Raw genomic sequence first — 17,527 nt, forward strand, 5'->3', positions numbered from 1 at the left:
ATATCCCTGCCAAGGACCGCAACGTAGCCGACGATCCCCGGTTTGGGTAACCGGCGATCCTGGCGAGGCCATTGAAACTCCCCGAGCCCCCCCCAAAAAAAGCAGCTACATACGGAGAACGGGGGGAAGCACACCCTTCTCGCGCCCCCGGAACCAAGGCCCGCTACCAGCAGTGACTCCCCCTCAGAGGGCACGGTTGAAGTGGTGCACCATCCCCGGCCAACAGCCGACACTGCGAAATGCAGACGCTCCGGTCAGAGATGTCATGAGTCAGACCCCAAACCCGAGACAGCACCCACCCATCTTCCCGCCCGTCGCGGCATTCCCACCCGGAAACAAGGAGCATGCTCAGCCCCAGCTCTTACGGCACCGGGATCTGACACCAGACGATCGTTCGCGACCAATTCGCAACAGGTGGCCGAGCAACAGCGATTCTCACGGCGAGCACTCGATACGCTCGCAGACGCCGCATCCGTATAAGCAGCGCCCAGTCGGCGAAGGCCTCACCTGTCACATCGCTGTCACCAACAGCGTCGACGCACTCGGATCACAGCGCCTCGCGGACACAAAGCACCGTCGCCCAGGACTAGATGGACGCCCGAAGACGGTTCTGACTACTTGTGCCGGGTCGTGCCGAGGGACGGTCCCAGGATCAGGACAGGGGCGTCTTCCGGCCCGTCAAAGCGGTATTGCAGGGTGCTCTTAGGTGTCTCACTCACTCGCCTGCCCCTCTCATCTGTCACGACAGCCCCTATGGGCGGGTACTGGCTGTCACTGTAGGACCAGGTGGAAGACCTCTCCGGTCACCTCACGGCTTCCCACTTCCTGCCCGATTGCGTATTCACTCCCAGCACACCGCCCCTGCAGGGCGACGACGACGGGTCTGCGGAGCAGGCGCCTGATGCTCTGGCCGGTTTCCCCTCACCCCATCACGAAGGTTGATGGGTGTGGTGGGCCGTTTTGGGGCGGGCGATGAGGTGGAAGTGGCGGGCGACGCGCCGGTAGGGGTCGATGCGGCCGGCTTCCCACTCTGCTTCGAGCACTCTGTCGAAGTCGTTGCCGACGGGTTCGTCTTCGAGGTGTTCGGTGAATACCCGGACTCCGTACCACTGCACGAGGTCGATGTGGTCTTCGGCGAGGATCCGCAGGATCTCGGTGCGGTCCACGCCGAAGCTGATCGTGCCGATGCTGCTGTATTCGACCGGGCTGTGCAGTGCTTTGAGTGCGCCGTCCCAGTCCCGCGCGAGTCCTCGTTGCATGGCCAGGACATCGGCCTGATAGGCGAGGAGGGAGATGAGACCTTTAGGCCGCAGGCATTGCGTGAGCACGTGCAGCAGGGGGGCCGGGTCCTGCAGGTACATCAGGACGCCGTGGCACAGCACCGCGTCCCAGTCGGCGCCTACCAGCTGCGGGGCCTGCTCGCCGGTGCCGTGGCAGAAGCTGACACTGCCCGGGGAGTTGTCGGCGTGTGGCAGCCAGGCGGTGCGGGCTTTGGCCAGCATGTTCTCGTCGGGGTCGAGAACGGTGACGTGGTGGCCACGATGGGCCAGCATCCGGGCCTGCACGCCGGTGCCGCCTCCGACATCGAGCACACGCTGCGGCGGTGCAACGGGAAGGTGTTCCATCAGCGCTCGGTCCACAAGCTGGTGGCGTACAGCGCCGCGGAGGGTGCTGCTGCGGCGGGCGTACCAGTCGGCAAGCGGCTGACCGTGGTGGGTGGATGTGGTCCAGGAGTTCATCACATGCTCTTCGAGGTCAGAGACTGGAAAGGGGCGTATACAGCGTGGAAGCGTGTCGCTCTTGGAGATCCGGGCACTCGGACTCGTTCTCACCTGCCGTCGATGGCCAGTTCCGCAACTGGATGTACCTGCCTTCCCAGGAGTCGTACCGCTCGGGCAGGTCCAGCCAGGGCAAGCCGCGGTACTTCCAGAGGTTCGCTTCGGTGCACCCGCCGACGCTTACGGCACTGGCCTCCCCGCTTCGCCGTCTGGTCCGGTAACAGGGGCTCGATTCACGCCCGTTGGGGGTCACTCAGCTACGCACAAGAACAACGATCCGATGATCCGAGGGGCACGGCATAACGCCTGCAAATCATTAACTCCTTGTCTTGATCTCTCATGAGGGATGCCGATTGTGGAGTCGATTGTCAAGATCTGTGGATCGGGCCGGGCTGAGGCGATTTGTGGACATCCTGATCTTGATGTCGTTCTCGCTGTGACGAGTGACCTCGTGCAGGCTCAGTCGCCGGGTGAACGCGCGGGCGTGGAAGCCGCGTTGAACGTGTTCGTCCCAGCCCCAGATGGCCGTGATGTCGGCGCCCATGGCGGCTTTGTGCAGTTGGAAGCAGTACTCGCTGTCCGAGGCAGTGGCCAGCCGCAGGCCGATGGCCGTCATGCCGCCCGCTCCCGGGGCCGCTCGACGAGCTGGCCGCGTTCGAAGCGGCCCGCCACCGCTGCTGGGCGGACTCGACGAGCTCGAAGACCATGGCCAGGGCGGCGGTGCGGGAGTCGGCGCCTCGTGACGCGGGTCCGCAACCGGACTGCGCATCCAGCGGATCCGACTTGCCGCGCCGACGGCGATCCGCCCGGTCCATCTGATTCACGTCCAACACGTCGACACCCTGCGCCAGCAGGTAGCGCGACAGGGACGCGCCCCGTAGAAGCCGGTCCCTTCCACCCCGGCCCGCCTCACCACGCCGGCTTCCTGGCCCACTTCAGCAGACCCCGGTAACCGGCTGCGGTGGCCGGGAACTCGTCGGCCGCAGGACGGCGACGGCGGGCCTGCGGCGCGAGCGACGTACTGGGGACCGTCGAAGTCGACATGCCCGTTCCCCTTCCGGTCCGACAACGCACCATCCCCGGCCAACAGCCGACACTGCGAAATTCAGACGCTCCGGTCAGGGATGTCATGAGTCAGACCCCAGACCCGGGACAGCACCCACCAATGCTCCCAGCACGGCTGCTGCGACAAGGGATCGTTCCCGAGACTCGTGCCTCGCATGGACTCGCATGGAAGCCACAGTTCACGGCCTGGCTCACCGAAAGGACGGCACTGCCGGCAAAGACGACGCCCTTAAACCCAGGAACCTCTCAACAGTGACAAGTTGGCCTCACACTTCACATGGTGCGTCATCGGAAAGGCATCACAAGAAATGAGCCCAAGAAAAGAACAGGTCAGAGGCGGTTTTGCTGTTCGCGATGTGGCGGGAAGGACGCCGGAGCGTCGTCCACCGTGCGTCACGACTAGCACCCTCGTGTTCGGACTCAGTGCTCGGCGAAGTGACTGGGCCTGCCATCTCGCCGGACCAGTCGGCCCCATCGGGCTGCCTCGGCGCGAGGCATGAGGGTCCAGGTGCCGTCGGCGCGGTGCAGGGCGGCGGAGTGCCAGGGGGTGGTCCAGGCGTCCGGGGCGTCGAGCAGGCGGATGCCGAACTTCGTGGCGCCGATGGGCTGGGGATGGATGGAGAGGCGTACGGCGTCAGGGTGGTGTTCCGCTATGAGGTCGCCCCAGGCGCGACTGCGCTGGATGACGCCGTACGCGCGTTGCCGACACATGCGCTGGAGGGCGGAGCGGGTCCCGGTCCAGTGGGCGGTGTCCTCGGCGAGGAACCGGGTGATGCCGCGGTAGAGGGCGAGGGCGTGGTCGTCGGCGCGGATCTCGGTGCGCAGGGCATCCAGGGTGGGGGCGTAGTGGTCGTGGACGTGGGCGCGTTTGGTGTCGTGCGGGAGGTCGCCGAGCACGTCGCGCAGGTCGAAGACGGACAGTCTGTCCAGGCCCCCTCGGTCGATCTGCAGGCGCAGGTCGTCGGCGTAGGCGTCTATGTGGTCGTCGGGGACGCCGATGAGGTCGCCGAAGACATGACCGTCGGAGCAGATGATCACTCGGGCACCGGGCGGGTAGATCCGCTCGATCTCTCCGCACAGAGTGTCAAGGAACGTGAGCGAGAGGCGTTCGCCCCGGTCGGGGAGGTGGCCGAGGACCTTGGCTGGGTTGGGCGACTTGCAGGGGAAGCCCGGCAGGGTGAAGACGATCGGAGCACCGTCGCGTATGAAGCCGGTGATCCGGCGCAGTTGATGCGGGAACGCCTCGGCCGAGGCCCGGGCCTGGTCGGTGGTGCGGTGGTGGGGCAGGAGCTGCTTCAGTATCGCGACGCTGGTGGTGCTGTGGAGCGTGTCGGGCGCGGTCGTCGCTGGCATGTCGTTCCTCCTGGTGTACGCGGGCACGGCGAAATGGCGCCGTGGCGGGTGGCCGGGCGCCGGTGGTCAGCGGGCGTGGGTCAGCTGGTGGGCCGGTGTCAGAGGCGTCGGCCGTAGCCGACGGGAAGACGATTGGTGCCGCGGCCCAGGACGGCCGGGATCCACTCGATGTCCTCGTCCCTGATGGCCAGGCGCAGGCCGGGCAGCCGGGCGAGGAGTGTGCCCAGGGCGATCTGGAGTTCGGCGCGGGCGAGGGCGGCGCCGGGGCAGAAGTGGATGCCGTGGCCGAAGGCGAGGTGGGGGTTGGGTGAGCGGTCGAGGTCCAGCGTGTCCGGATCGGAGAAGCGGCGCGGGTCACGGTTGGCGGCGCACAGCGAAACGATCACCGAGTCACCGGCCGGGACCTCGGTGCCGTGCAGGTGGCTGTCCTTGTCGAAGAAGCGCCAGGTGGTCAGCTCGAAGGCGCTGTCGTAGCGGAGAAGTTCCTCCACCGCGCGGGGCAGCAGGGAAGGGTCCTCACGCAGGCGCGTGAGCTGATCCGGGTTGCGGAGCAGGGCGACGAGGGCGGTGGTGATCTGGTTGGTGACCGGCTCCTGGCCGGCGACGAGGAGCTGGAAGATCATCGAGTCCAGCTCCTCCTGGGACAGTTCGCGGCGGTCCCGGGCCCCGACCAGACGGCTGAGCAGGTCGTCCTCCCCGTGCTCGCGCTTGTGCGTGACGACCTCGGCGATGTAACTCTGCAAGCCGTGCAGGCGGGCCTCGTACAGCCGGCGTCCGGGGTCGGTGGGGCCGACCGGCTGGACGACCTTGCCCCAGTCGCGGTCGAAGCGGGCCGCCAGCACCGGTGGCAGGCCGATGACCTCCGCGAGGACGCCGAACGGGAAGTGCGCGGCGAAGCCGCCGACGAGGTCGGCGGGGCCGCTCTCGGGCAGGGCGTCGACCAGGTCGTCCGCCAGCTCCTGGAAGCGGGGCCGCAGGCTCTCGATCCGACGTGGCGTGAACGCGTCGGCGACATGGCTGCGCATGCCGGTGTGCTTGGGCGGGTCCTGGTGGAGGAGGTGTACCTGGAGCTGGGAGTGCTGCGGCTCGGGCATGATCGAAGCGCGGGCCCGCCAGCGGTCGTTGCCCCGGTCGTGGTTCTTGCCCAGGCGGTCGTCGCCCAGGGCGGAGTGGGCGGCGTCGTAGCCGGTGACGAGCCAGGCTTGTACGCCGCTGGGGAACAGGACGCGGTGAACCGGGCCGGCCTCGCGCATCTGCTCGTAAAGGGGGTAGGGGTCGGCCTTGTAGGGGCAGCCCATCAGCGGGACCGGGTCGGGCAGCGTCGTCCCGGGGTCCACGGCCGGCAAGGGTTCCTGGGTGGTCATGGGCAGGCTCCTCAGAGGGCGAGTTCGGGCTGGTAATGGTCGAGCCACAGGGCGAGGTCGACGACGCGTTCCAGGCGCAGACGGTGGCCCCACTCCAGTTGGTCGGGCGGAGTGTCCAGGCACGGTTTGATGAGGGTCTCGTCGGCCAGGGCACGGACCTGTTCGGTGGCCAGGGCGTCGCGGGCCATGTCCTGCAGGCCGCGGTTGTAATCGGGGTGGTGGGTGGCCGGGTAGTGGTTCTTGGGCCGGTGGAGCACCGAGTCGGGGGCGAGGCCCTTGCCGATGGCGCGCAGCAGGCTCTTCTCGCGGCCGTCGAAGCTCTTCAGCGCCCAGGGGGTGGTGAAGGCGTACTCGACCAGGCGGTGGTCGCAGTAGGGGACGCGGACCTCCAGTCCTTGGGCCATGCTCAGCCGGTCCTTGCGGTGCAGGAGCTGTCGCAGCCAGCGGGTCAGGGAGAGGTGCTGCATCTCGCGTTGGCGGTGCTCCGCGGGCGTTTCGCCGTCCAGGTGGGGTACGGCGGCCATGGCGCTCGCGTAGGTGTCGGCGCGGAACTCGCGTATGCGCAGGTCGAGCGCCGGGTTGAGCGGCATGGCGGCCTCGTCGTCGGTAACAAGGAGCCAGGGGAAGGTCCGGGCGGCCAGGGCTTTGGGGTTGTGGAACCAGGGGTAACCGCCGAACACCTCGTCCGCGGCCTCGCCGGACAGGGCGACGGTCGAGTGCCGGCGTATCTCCCCGAAGAGCAGATAGAGGGACGTGTCCATGTCGCCGACACCGATCGGCGAGTCGCGGGCCACGACGACGGCTCTACGGTGCTCAAGGTCGAGGAGGGCGCGCGGGTCGAGTACGACGGTGCTGTGGTCGGTGCCGATGAAGGCGCCGGCCTCGGTGGCGTAGGGCGTGTCGTGCCCGGTGCGCAGGACGTCGCCCTTGAATGCCGACGCCTGGTCGCTGTAGTCGACGGCGTAGGAGCGGATGCGGGCGTCCGGGCCCTCGCGCCGGCGGAGTTCGTCGGCGAGCAGGGCGGTCAGGACGGTGGAGTCGAGGCCGCCGGAGAGCAGGCTGCACAGCGGGACATCGGCTTCCAGCTGGCTGTGTGCCGCCGCGCCGATCAGCTGACGGACACGTTCGACAGTCGCCTCCCGGTCGTGGACGTGGACGCCGGATTCCAGCTGCCAGTAGCGACGTTCGCGGATGCCGTCCCGGTCCAGGACGAGGATCCCGCCAGGCTCGACCTCACGTATGCCGGACCAGACCGTCGGCCCGGTGTTGAACAGCAGGCTGTACGCCTCCCGCAGCCCGTCGGCGTCCACGCGGGGCCGGATCTCCGGGTGGGCGAACAGGGCCTTGGGCTCGGAGGCGAAGGCGAGACCGCCGTCGACGGCGGTCCAGAAGAGGGGCTTCACGCCGAGGCGGTCCCGGACGAGGAGCAGGCGCTGTCGGCGTTCGTCCCAGACGACGAAGGCGAACATGCCCTCCAGATGGTCGGCGGCGTTCTCGCCCCACTCGGCGTAGGCGCGCAGCACGACCTCGGTGTCGCTGCGCGTACCGAACTGGTGGCCTCGGGCGCGGAGTTCGGTGCGCAGGGCGTGGTGGTTGTAGATCTCGCCGCTGTAGGTGAGCACGATGTCCGGCTCGTCCGGCCGGTCGGTCATCGGCTGCACGCCGCCGACAAGGTCGATCACGGCCAGCCGGCGGTGGCCGATCGCAGCGCGCTCGCCGAGCCAGACGCCTCCGGCGTCCGGGCCGCGTGAGGTGAGGGTGGCGGTCATGGCCTCGATGACCGGGGCGTGGGTGCGGGCGTCGTGGTGAAAGGACGCCCAGCCGGTGATTCCGCACATGGGGGGTCTCCTGGGTCAGGCGCAGGCGGCGTCGGTGGTCTGCTCGGGCAAGGGGGCAGGTGGCCGACCGGGCAGCGCGACGAGGGGTACCGCGAGGCAAGCGGCAGCGGCGGCCAGGGCGAGCCCGGCGTGTACGCCGTTGCCGTTGCCGGGGCCGGTGAGGCCCGAGACGGCGGTGGCCAGGGCCGGACCGAGGGTGAAGCCGAGGCTGCGGGCGAACTGGACCGTGGAGCCGACGGTGGCCGTACGGTCGGGCGGGGCCGCGCTCATGACCAGGGCCTGGATGGGGCCGCCGTTCAGGCCCATGCCGACGCCGGCCAGCGCCAGTCGCCATGCGACGTCCCACGGTGACCAGCCGTCGCCCAGCGGGACGAGCAGCAGCAACCCGGCGGCGGTGAGCGCGGCGCCTGCCGCTGCGACGGGCCGGGCCCCGTACCGGTCGGCCAGACGTCCGCCGAACGGTCCCGCCACCCCCATGCCGAGCGGGAAGGCGAGGACCACGAGACCGGTCGTCGTGGCGCTGACGCCGTCGTCGCGCTGGAGGTGCAGCGCGACGACATAGTGCATCGCGGCAAAACCCGCGGCCAGCGCCAGCACGGCCCCGTGCGCCCGGAACAGCCCTGAAACACGCAGTACGCCGGTCACCGGACGGCCGCCCGAGCGGCTCAGCCACCACCACAGAGGCGGGATCGCGGCGAGGGCGAGCCCGAGCCGGGCCGGTTCGTCCGCAGCGAGGGTCAGCGGCAGCAGCAGGGCAGCCACACCGGAGGCCACCAGCAGGGCATCCACCGCCGAGCGGCGCTCGGGACGCCTCAGACGTGCGTCCCGTGGCATCACACGCCACGCCACGGCGAGGGCGAGCAGGCAGAAGGGGAGTTTGACGAGGAAGACGGCGTGCCAGCCGAAGTGGTCCAGTAGCAGGCCGCCCACGGCCGGTCCGGTCACCGCGCCCAGCGGCCCCAGGGTCGCGGGCACGCTCATCGCCCTCCCCCGCAGCTCCGGCCGTACCGAGCGCATGGCGAGCACGGGCATCAGCACGAACAGCGCCGCCCCGAAGGCGCCCTGCGCAAGCCGGGCGGCGATCAGCCAGGCCATCCAGGGCGCGGCGGCCGCCAGCGCGCTGCACAGGCCGAAGCCGGCGGTGCAGACCAGCAGGGCCGAGCGCATGCCGACGCCGTCCAGCCATCGCCCGGCCGGCAACAGCAGGGCCACGACGGGCAGTTGGTATCCCAGCGCGGCCCACTGGGCGGTTGCGGCGGACACGTGCAGTCCGTCCGCGATGTCCACCAGGGCCACGTTGACGATGTTCATGTCGAGCATCGCCATGAACGCCAGTACGCCTGCCACGGCCACCAGCGGCCAGCGGTCCTCACCGAGGGCCATGTGGCCGGGCTGTTCCGTTCCCGAACCCTGGTGCGTCACCGTTCTGCCCCTTGCGTCTCCTGCTTCCGTACCGCCTCGTCGCCGGCCGGGGCACAACTCGGTACACGGGGCGAACCTCCGTCACCCGGTCCAGTAGTCGGAGCAGAAGCGGCGTCAGTTCCCGGCCAGTTGGAAACCCGGCTCAGGTGAACCGCTCGCGGTACTCGATCGGCGAGATCCGCATCACCTGCAGGAACGCACGGCGCAACGTGGCCTCCGTACCGAAGCCGACCTCCCGGGCGATGCTTTCCGGACTGTCGGCCGTCTCGGTCAGCCGCCGGGACGCGAACGCCACGCGGGCCAGCGTCCGCAGGGTCAGATCGTCTTCGGGGTGGTCGAGGACCAGGCGTTGCACGCCCGGCAGGGGGCCTCAGCCGTCACTGCCTATCAGCCCCCATGCGCGGGGCCCTGACTGTGGCTGTCCGATGAGGTGGAAGACCTCTCGGGCCGCGTAGCGTTTGAGGCACCGGATGATTTCGCGCCGGGTCCTGCCCTCCTTGATCCGGCTCTCGTAGTAGTCGTGGGTGCGTGGGTCGACCCGCAGCCGGGTGAACACGATCCGGTGGAGCGCGGCGTTGGCCTGCCGGTCGCCGCCGCGGTTGAGACGGCGGTACTGCCGGCGCCCCGAGGAACGCTCGACCGGACTGACCCCGCACAGCGCGGCGAACGACGCCTCACTCCCCAGACGCTCCGGGTTGTCCCCCACCGTGATCAGCAGAGCGACGGCCGTGTCCGGGCCGATCCCCACCACCTCCAGCAGCTGCGGGGCATGACATTCGACGAGCCGGGCCAGACGAGCGTCCACCTCCCGGATCTGCTCGGAGAGCTGGCCGATCCGGTCAGCCAGCAGACCCAGCGTGATCCGCGTGGCCTGCAGCACCGACTCCTCGCCGACCTCCTCGCGACTGCCCGGATCGGCGAACCCGCACAGGTACGGAAGAATTCGGCATTGCCCAGACCTGCCAGTTCTTCCCGTAGAGCTGGGTCGGCAGTGACGAGGACGGCCTTGAGCTGATTGACGGCCTGCGTGCGGGCCTTGACGGCCGACACCTTCGTGAGCTTGTGCATCCTCGCGACCTGCACCGGCCCGTCGCCCGCCTTGGCCCGGGCTCGCGCCCGCCCGCTCAGCACGGCTCGCGCCGCGTTCTGGGCATCCAGCGGATCCGACTTGCCGCGCCGCCGGCGATCCGCCCGGTCCATCCGGTTCACGTCCACACCCTGCGCCAGCAGATAGCGCGACAGGGACGCCCCGTAGGAGCCGGTCCCTTCCACCCCGGGCCGCCTGACCACACCCGACTTCCTGACCCACTTCAGCAGATCCCGGTAACCGGCTGCCGTGGCCGGGAACTCATCGGTGGCCAGCACTGCCCCTGTCACAGCAAGCACCGCACCCACGTGCGCATCCCGGTGCGTGTCCACCCCCAGCACAGCACGGCGACGGCGGCCCTGCGGAGCAAGCGACGTACTGGGCACCGTCGAAGTCGACATGCCCGTTCCCCTTCCGGTCCGACGACGCGTCTATCGAGACACACCCCGCCGGCCCGGCACCGACAACGCACCATCCCCGGCCAACAGCCGACACTGTGACACCGGGACACTTTGGTCAGGAACACCGTGAGTCAGACCCCGGGACCCGGGACAGCACCCACTCATCCTCCCGCCCGCCACAGCACCGCCACCCAGAAACACAGAGCATGCTCAGTCCCAGCTCCTGGGACACCTGAATCTGACTCCGGCCGATCGTTATGCGGCACAGAGGACGACAGGTTCAGGTTGCTTTACGACCTGGTCCTGCTCGACGTCTCCGCACAGGACTGGTCGTCCGCTGTCCACCAGGCGTCTTCACTCGCTGCCTTCCTCGAAGAGTTCCCACAAGCCGGATGGAAGCCGGATGGAAGTGGGACGACCCCGAACCTTGATCATCCTCACGGAATGTGTACCTAATCCCACTTCTCAGCTACATAGCCACCCCCGCGGTACCCGAACCGCGTCCTCGCACTCCGGGGAGCGGGGACCCACGAGCGGTACCGGCCGGGCGTGCTTGGATGGACCTGTGGCCCAGACAATCGATACACCGTTCGTCGGCCGGGCAACCGAACTCACCCGGCTCACCGGTGTGCTGGAGCGGGCCGCGGCCGGCGACCCGCGCGCCGTCCTCGTGGCCGGGGACGCCGGCGTCGGCAAGACCCGCACGCTGACCGTGGCCTCGGCGCACGCCACCACCACCGGCATGACCGTCCTGACCGGCCACTGCGTGGACCTTGGGGACGTCGGCCTGCCGTACCTCCCGTTCACGGAGATCCTCGGCGCGGCCGCCGCCGACGAACGGCTCGCCCCGGCCTTCGCCGCGTACCCCGCGGTGGAGCGCCTGATCGGCACGGCAGCGGGGGCAGGCCCCGTGCCCGACGCCGGCAGCCGCCTCCAGCTCTTTGAGGGTATCGCCGGCCTCCTCGCCGACCTGACGGCCCTGGCCCCGCTTCTCCTGGTCATCGAGGACCTCCACTGGGCGGACCAGTCGTCTCGTGACCTGCTCCGCTTCCTGCTCAGCCGGGGTGTCCTACAGCGGCCCACGCCCGGCGGCCCGCCCCACCGGCTCGCGGTCTTCGCCTCGTACCGCGCGGACGACCTGCACCGCCGTCACCCGCTGCGGCCTCTGCTCGCCGAGCTGGTCAGGCTGCCCGCCGTCGACCGGCTCGAACTGCACCCGCTGGCTGACGCGGACGTGGCCCGGCTCGTGTACGCGCAACGCATGGGCCCCGTCTCCGACGCTGCGGTTCGCCGCATCGTCGACCGCGCCGAGGGAAACGCCTTCTACGCCGAGGAGTTGCTCGCCGCGCTGCCCGAGGACGACGAGGGCGCGGACTCAGTCGCCATGCCCAGCGGCCTGGCCGACGTCCTGCTCATCCGGATCGAGCAGCTGACCGAGACTGCCCAGCAGGTCCTGCGCACGGCGGCTGTGGCGGGGCGCCGGGTCGGGCACGACCTGCTGCGTGGCGCCGTGCAACTGCCGCAGGAGGAGCTGGAATCGGCGCTGCGCGAGGCAGTCGGTCACCAACTCCTTGTGACCGACGACGCCGCGACGTACTCCTTCCGGCACGCCCTCACCCGCGAGGCCGTGTACGCGGATCTGTTGCCCGGCGAACGGGTCAGGCTGCACGGGGTGTTCGCTGCGCTCCTCGCCGGCGAGGGCCGACCGGCGAACAGCGCGGCGGAGCGGGCCCATCACTCACGCGCGAGCCACGACCTGGCTGACGCACTGGCGGCCTCCCTCGAAGCCGCCGACCACGCCCAGCGCCTCCGCGCACCCGCCGAAGAACTGCGCCACCTGGAGACCGCGCTCGAACTGTGGGCCGTGGTGGACTCGTCCGCGCACCCCGAGCACAGCGACCCGGTCACTCTCACCCTGCGTGCCTCGGCCGCCGCCGCACACGCCGGGGATCCCCATCGCGCGGTCCAGCTCACCCGCTCCGCGCTCGCGCGGGCCGGCTCGGAGACCGACTCCGAACTTGCCGCCCGCGTGCGCTACACCCTCGCGGGCAACCTGATGCAGATCGACAATCTGGAGGCCGCGTTCGCGTACAGCAGCGAGGCGCTCGGGCTGATCCCGGCCGAGCCGCCCTCGCGCACCTGGGTGTGGGCAGCCGCGACCCACGTCATGGCAGCCCGTTACGTGGGCCGTGACGAGGACGCCGAACGCGTCGCCCGGCAGGCCCTGGACATCGCCGAGCGGCTCCGACTGGCCGACGCCCAGGCCGATCTGGTGATATCGCTAGTCGGTCTCGAGGCGCACAACCGGCGTACTCCGCAGGGTCGGGAGCGGCTCCTCGGAGCCCGTGAGCTGGCCCGCACCGCCGGGAACCTCCAGGTGGAGATGCGGGCGCTGTACAACCTGGCGATCGGTTGCTACGAGTGCGGCGAAATGGACCCGTGCCTGACCTGGATCAGCGACGGACTCGACCGCGCCCGCCGTGCCGGCCTCCTCTCCTCGCCGTACGCCGTGGAGTTGCGCTATCTGCAATCCCTGCTGCTCTACACGCTGGGACGCTGGGACGAGTGCACACGAACGGCCGCCGCCGACGTCACCCTGCTCACGGCCAACTCCGGGTTGACGACTGCACCCGCGCTGTATGTCGCCCTGGCGCGCGGCGAGTTCGACGTGGCGGTCGGTGGCTCCCGCGCACTGCTCGACGGCCCCCCGGACTGGATGGCCTCGCTTGTCGCGAGCATCGTGCTCATCGACGCCGCAGCGCTGCGTGGTGACGCCGAGGACTGTGTACGGCAGTTGAGTGCCGCGGTCGACGCACTCACGGAGGGCGTGCCTACCGACAGGCCCGACGTCCTGGTCCGGCTGGCCGCGCTCAGCCTGTCGGCCGTTGCGGACGCGGCGGAGGAGTCCCGCCTGGCGGGTGACGCACCGAGCACCAGTCGCTGGACGGACACTGCGGCCGAGCTCGTAGAGCTGGCCCGGACCACGGCGGCCCACGAAGACGGCACTGAGCTGGGGCCCGAGGGCCTGGCCTGGCTGGCCCGCGCCCAGGCCGAGGAAGTGCGCGCCGCCGCCGGCCCGGATGTCACCGCCTGGGAGCGGGCCGTGAACGCGTTCGGCTACGGCGAACCATACGAACTCGCCCGGTGCCGACGGCGGCTCGCGGAGGCCCTGCTCACCGCCGGCCGCCGCGAAGAGGCGGCCGAGCAGGCCCATGCGGCCCGGGACACGGCCGTGCGTCTCGGCGCCGTACCGCTGCGGGAGGCGCTCGACGCCTTGGTACGACGCGGCCGTATCGCCGACGCACCGGCCGCCGGGGAGCGGATCGCCGACCTGACCGCCCGGGAGAGCGAGGTGCTGCGGCTACTCGGCCGGGGGCGCACCAACCGCCAGATCGGCGAAGAGTTGTACATCAGCGGCAAGACAGCAAGCGTCCACGTCTCCAACATCCTCGCCAAGCTGGGTGCCGCGAGCCGTACCGAGGCCGTCGGCATCGCATACCGCGAGGGCCTGATCGAGCCGGAGACCAACGCGTCGGGCTGAGCAGCCACAGCGCGATGCACTATGCCCAGTACAGCCCCACGCGTATCCGGGCCACCTGGGCGGGACCGGGAACGTCAAGGAGGAGTCCAAGGCGTTTGGATTCTCACGAGCAAACGGCTACGACCTGGTTCGCCAGGGGAAGTTCCCGTGCCCTGTGCTCCGCATCGGCCGCAGCCAGCGAGTCGTCACCGCATCCTTGCTCCGGGTCCTCGAAAGCCGCGAGCCGGAGTACAGCAGGGCTCATACCTGACACTGCACACCCTCAGAACCCGCCACACACGACCCCCCGCCCGAGCACACCGGCGGGATTCCTCGTGTCGCAACAGCCCCTATGAGCGGGGTCCTGGCCGTAACTGTAGGACCAGGTGGAAGACCTCTCGGGCCACCTCACGGTTCAAGACTTCCTGGCTCACTTCTGCAAATCGCGGTATCCCGCCGCGGTTGCCGGGAACTCGCCGGCGGCGAGCGCGGTCCCCGTCGTGGAGAGCGCCGCGGCGGCATGAGCATCCCGGTGCATGTCCCCTCCAGCGCCATGTCACCCGTGGGGCGACGACGACGGGCTACAGAGCAGGCTGCGTACTCAACATGATCGATGTGCGCATGGTCGATCTGGACATGCCAGTTCCGCTTCCGGTCCGATGACGTGTCGCGTTGCCGGTACCGGGCCGGTCAAACAACACGTGAGTCAGAGCCCGGGCCCGGGACAGCACCCGCCCATCCTCCCAACACGGCTGCTGCGGTGGGGAGCATTCCCGAGACTCGTGCTTCGCATGGAAGCCGGACTCGCCCGTGTTCGAGCCCAGCGGGTTCGCGGCCGCGTCCGCGCTCTGGTCGACGTTCGAGAGCCTGTTGTGCGTGGGGGCTAGTCGGCTCCCACATGGCGCCGGAGCGGGGATACGCATGACTCATCACTCGTTCGAGTCTGAGATCCCACAAGCCACTTCGCCTCAGTGCCCGGCGGCGTAGCTTCGGGTGGTTGGCTCGGGCCCCGGTCCCTGGTGAGGGCTTTCTCAGCCCATCCATTCGTGCACCTCACCAGGGATCGAGGGCGTCATGCCCAACCCTCCACGAACATCACTACTCGATACCCAAAGTCATGGACTCAGCGTTGTTGCCACGCTGCACGGCGAGATTGATCTGCTGACGGCGCCAGCGCTCGGTGCCCTGTTGGCGCCGCTGACCGCGTGCGCTCGGCCGGATGTGCTGGTCGACCTGCGGCAGGTCGCCTTCATCGACGGAACGGGCCTCGCGGTCCTCGCGGTTGCCCGCGATGCCACTACCGCGCACGACGGGTGCCTTCGTTTGATCTGCACGCACCCGCTCACGCTATGGATGTTGCATCACCCTGGGCTGGGATTCGGCTTCGATGTCCTCAAGAACCTCCCTGCAGCAGCTTGATCAGGCAGGGAGGGGGCGCCGTGGGAAGAGGTCGGGCCGGGAGGGGCCTCCGGGACTCTCGACAGTGGCCATCAGGCGTGTGGCCTCGGCTTTGGCTGTGTGGGGAGGGACGGCCAGGAGGTCCCATCTGCCCCTGCCGGGTGCGATCAGGCAGACGGTGTCCGGGGTGTGCAGACCGGCGGCCCGGTGCAGCTGGATCACGTGATTGGCTATGAGGATCCGGCCGGGGAAGGCGGACCATGTGGCGGCGTTCACGGTCACGTGGGCGATCTGTGCCCAGCTGTGCGGCAACGCGCGGATCAGGCGCGGCAGTTCAGCGGTCAAGTCGTCGGATCGGGGCCACCAGGCGCCGTCGATGTGCTGCGGATCGTTTCCTGGCGGTGCCAGGCGCAGGCGGAGCGGGCGAAATGATCTCAGGGGCCGGGGTGTCGTGGCCATGGGTGCGGGTCCTCCAGTGCGGGAGAGCGGTGTCTGGTCTGTAAGGGGGCGCGTGCTCCAGGAGCCGGATAGGGGTGCGTACCGGTCGGGGTGGAAGCCGACCGGTACGTCGATGCCCTTGTAAGCAGGCGGGAGTTGGCCCTGGTCGAGGTGCGGGCAGGCCGAGGTGCAGGGTCAGACCCGTTGTGGGACCGGGCCAGGCCTGTGGTTCGGTCCCGGATCGTGACGCGGCTCGGTGAGGTCGGCCGGGTCCGGAGTCGCGGGCAGGGCCGGTGCCGGCGCCGCCGTGGCGGCTGCGGATTCCCTGCTGAGGAAGGCGCCCAGTTCGCCGATGGTGCTCATCAGCGGGTGCGGGGAAGACGGTGGTGTTCTTGTCGACGCCGATCTCCACGAGGCTTTGCAGGTTGCGGAGTTGGAGTGCCAAGGGGTGCGCCATCATGGTGTCCGAGGCGCCTCCGAGTGCCGCGGCGGCGAGTGATTCGCCTTCCGCGTTGATGATCTTCGCCCTCTTCTCCCGCTCTGGGCGATCCGGTTGGTCGCGGCGTGGACGTTTTCGATGGCGACGACCGACTTCACGGCGTCCACGACGCGGAAGTACGCGACGGCCGATACGTCGACGCTGACGTTGTCGCGGGTGATGACGCCCTGCGACTGGATCGGCATCGTGACGATGCGCAGCGACACCCGGTGCAGGACGTCGACGATCGGAACGATGGTGCGAAGCCCGGGAGTTCGCGTTCCGGCCAGGCGTCCGAGCCGGAAGAGGACCCCTTCCTCGTACTGCTTGACGATCTTGAGGGCCATTGCGAGCCCGGAAGTGCGTCGGGTCAGCGCTGACCGGGTGTCCGGCGGCGCCGTGGGCGCAGGCGCCCTCGGCCCCCGTCCCGGTGATCGCGGCGCTCGGGAGCGGAGGGCGGCCGGGGCAGGGCCGGGAGCGGTCGGGTGGTGGTGCCGCGAGCGCCTCGGCCGGTGGGCTGAGAGTGGCTGTAGTGGTGCAGTGCGATCCTGTCGGCGCGCTGGGCGTTGAGCCGCTGGATCACGTACGCCGCTCCCATGACCAGGATCAGCAGGACGCCGACGGTCAGGGACGTGTCCATGGCGATCACGCCCCTGCTCCCGGACGGCCGGCCAGGGCCACGGCGGCCGCGTGGGTCGAGGACGCGCCGCCCTCGTAATCCCACGCCTCTTCGGGGTCCTGTACCCGGCCGGCGGACGAGTCGCCGTGGCGGGCTTCCTCCGCGGCCAGCAGTGCGCTCGCGGTCAGCGGCGCCCCCATGGGGTCGCTCGCGGCGGCCATCAGCCGGGCGGCGGCGGCAGGGCGGGTCTCAGGTGGGATCACCAGCAGGTCCCAGCGTCCGACACTGTAGGAGAGCAGCAAGACCTTGTGCGGGTCGAGCTCCAGGGTGAACCAGCCGACCTTCACCACGTGCCCGTGGACGGGCAACTTGCGCGGGATCACGGGCCAGTGGGTGGGATTGACGGCGATGCGGGTGATGCGCCCCCAGCGCGGGTCCAGCACGTCGGTCAGATCGGGTAGTTCACGCAGCAGGTCGCGAGAGCGGGGCCACCACGCGCCGTCCAGCAGGCCACGGGGGGTGCCCGGGGCTTTCAGCGAGAGGCGGGCGGCCGGTACGGCGGGGTCCGTGGGCGGCGGTGGGAGAAGGCTGATGGTCGCGGACATGGCGCGAACCCGTCTCCAGACAGCTGTCCGAGGGCAGTTGGCTGGTGTATTTGCTCACCGAGAACGACTAGGGCGCGATGGCCCGTGTGCGACATGCTCTCGGTTTCTCCAGGTTACTCCCCGGTCAGGCGCAACGGACCATACGAAGCAGCCGAGTTCGC

General features: G+C 69.6%; 15 protein-coding genes and 2 pseudogenes. 2 read left to right on the top strand and 15 right to left on the bottom strand.

The genetic code is table 11. The annotated features are described in order from the left end of the window. Nucleotides 1–620: 620 nt before the first annotated feature. The 11 genes and pseudogenes from AB0G47_RS06165 to AB0G47_RS06215 all read right to left on the bottom strand — a co-directional run. Nucleotides 621–719, bottom strand: a pseudogene (locus AB0G47_RS06165) (3-oxoadipate enol-lactone hydrolase); the annotation flags it as partial. 210 nt (nucleotides 720–929) lie between these two features. Beyond that, nucleotides 930–1,739 (bottom strand): methyltransferase domain-containing protein, encoded by an 810-nt coding sequence (locus AB0G47_RS06170; protein WP_360764557.1) that lies wholly within the window; start codon nucleotides 1,737–1,739, stop codon nucleotides 930–932. A gap of 376 nt (nucleotides 1,740–2,115) precedes the next feature. Then, nucleotides 2,116–2,394 (bottom strand): hypothetical protein, encoded by a 279-nt coding sequence (locus AB0G47_RS06175; protein WP_360764559.1) that lies wholly within the window; start codon nucleotides 2,392–2,394, stop codon nucleotides 2,116–2,118. A gap of 293 nt (nucleotides 2,395–2,687) precedes the next feature. Next, complete coding sequence (locus AB0G47_RS06180) at nucleotides 2,688–2,822, bottom strand: hypothetical protein (protein WP_360764561.1); 135 nt, start codon at nucleotides 2,820–2,822, stop codon at nucleotides 2,688–2,690. A gap of 441 nt (nucleotides 2,823–3,263) precedes the next feature. Beyond that, nucleotides 3,264–4,196, bottom strand: a complete 933-nt coding sequence (locus AB0G47_RS06185; RefSeq protein ID WP_360764563.1) for an isocyanide synthase family protein — start codon at nucleotides 4,194–4,196, stop codon at nucleotides 3,264–3,266. A gap of 98 nt (nucleotides 4,197–4,294) precedes the next feature. Next, entirely contained in the window at nucleotides 4,295–5,560 is a 1,266-nt protein-coding gene (locus AB0G47_RS06190) for a cytochrome P450 (protein ID WP_360764565.1), read from the bottom strand. Nucleotides 5,561–5,571: 11 nt separating this feature from the next. Next, nucleotides 5,572–7,398: an asparagine synthase (glutamine-hydrolyzing) gene (gene asnB / locus AB0G47_RS06195; RefSeq protein WP_360764567.1), complete on the bottom strand. Its 1,827-nt coding sequence runs from the start codon at nucleotides 7,396–7,398 to the stop codon at nucleotides 5,572–5,574. A gap of 15 nt (nucleotides 7,399–7,413) precedes the next feature. Beyond that, entirely contained in the window at nucleotides 7,414–8,820 is a 1,407-nt protein-coding gene (locus tag AB0G47_RS06200) for an MFS transporter (RefSeq protein ID WP_360764569.1), read from the bottom strand. A 142-nt stretch (nucleotides 8,821–8,962) separates the two neighbouring features. Further along, nucleotides 8,963–9,175, bottom strand: a complete 213-nt coding sequence (locus AB0G47_RS06205; protein WP_360764571.1) for a helix-turn-helix domain-containing protein — start codon at nucleotides 9,173–9,175, stop codon at nucleotides 8,963–8,965. Nucleotides 9,176–9,190: 15 nt separating this feature from the next. Beyond that, nucleotides 9,191–9,700, bottom strand: coding sequence for a transposase (locus AB0G47_RS06210; RefSeq protein WP_360764572.1), 510 nt, complete (start codon nucleotides 9,698–9,700; stop codon nucleotides 9,191–9,193). Nucleotides 9,701–9,870: 170 nt separating this feature from the next. Beyond that, nucleotides 9,871–10,308, bottom strand: a pseudogene (locus AB0G47_RS06215) (transposase); the annotation flags it as partial. A gap of 565 nt (nucleotides 10,309–10,873) precedes the next feature. Between AB0G47_RS06215 and AB0G47_RS06220 the strand changes: the two are divergent. Then, nucleotides 10,874–13,849 (top strand): AAA family ATPase, encoded by a 2,976-nt coding sequence (locus AB0G47_RS06220; protein WP_360764573.1) that lies wholly within the window; start codon nucleotides 10,874–10,876, stop codon nucleotides 13,847–13,849. Nucleotides 13,850–14,902: 1,053 nt separating this feature from the next. Continuing rightward, nucleotides 14,903–15,247, top strand: a complete 345-nt coding sequence (locus AB0G47_RS06225) for an STAS domain-containing protein (RefSeq protein WP_360764575.1) — start codon at nucleotides 14,903–14,905, stop codon at nucleotides 15,245–15,247. Here AB0G47_RS06225 and AB0G47_RS06230 read toward each other — a convergent pair whose 3' ends face one another. The 4 genes from AB0G47_RS06230 to AB0G47_RS06245 all read right to left on the bottom strand — a co-directional run bounded on the left by AB0G47_RS06230 (nucleotide 15,248) and on the right by AB0G47_RS06245 (nucleotide 17,366). Further along, the gene (locus AB0G47_RS06230; protein ID WP_360764577.1) at nucleotides 15,248–15,685 is read right to left on the bottom strand and encodes a DUF5994 family protein; all 438 of its coding nucleotides are present in this window, start codon (nucleotides 15,683–15,685) and stop codon (nucleotides 15,248–15,250) included. A 435-nt stretch (nucleotides 15,686–16,120) separates the two neighbouring features. Beyond that, nucleotides 16,121–16,489 carry an SPFH domain-containing protein gene (locus tag AB0G47_RS06235; RefSeq protein WP_360764579.1) on the bottom strand — a complete coding sequence of 123 codons (369 nt, stop codon included), beginning with the start codon at nucleotides 16,487–16,489 and terminating at the stop codon, nucleotides 16,121–16,123. A 23-nt stretch (nucleotides 16,490–16,512) separates the two neighbouring features. Further along, nucleotides 16,513–16,782, bottom strand: a complete 270-nt coding sequence (locus tag AB0G47_RS06240; protein ID WP_360765135.1) for a hypothetical protein — start codon at nucleotides 16,780–16,782, stop codon at nucleotides 16,513–16,515. Nucleotides 16,783–16,787: 5 nt separating this feature from the next. Next, nucleotides 16,788–17,366: a DUF5994 family protein gene (locus AB0G47_RS06245; RefSeq protein WP_360764581.1), complete on the bottom strand. Its 579-nt coding sequence runs from the start codon at nucleotides 17,364–17,366 to the stop codon at nucleotides 16,788–16,790. Nucleotides 17,367–17,527 lie beyond the last annotated feature (161 nt).

The sequence above is a fragment of the Streptomyces sp. NPDC021622 genome (assembly GCF_040640795.1).
In the GTDB taxonomy this organism is placed as follows: Bacteria; Actinomycetota; Actinomycetes; order Streptomycetales; family Streptomycetaceae; genus Streptomyces.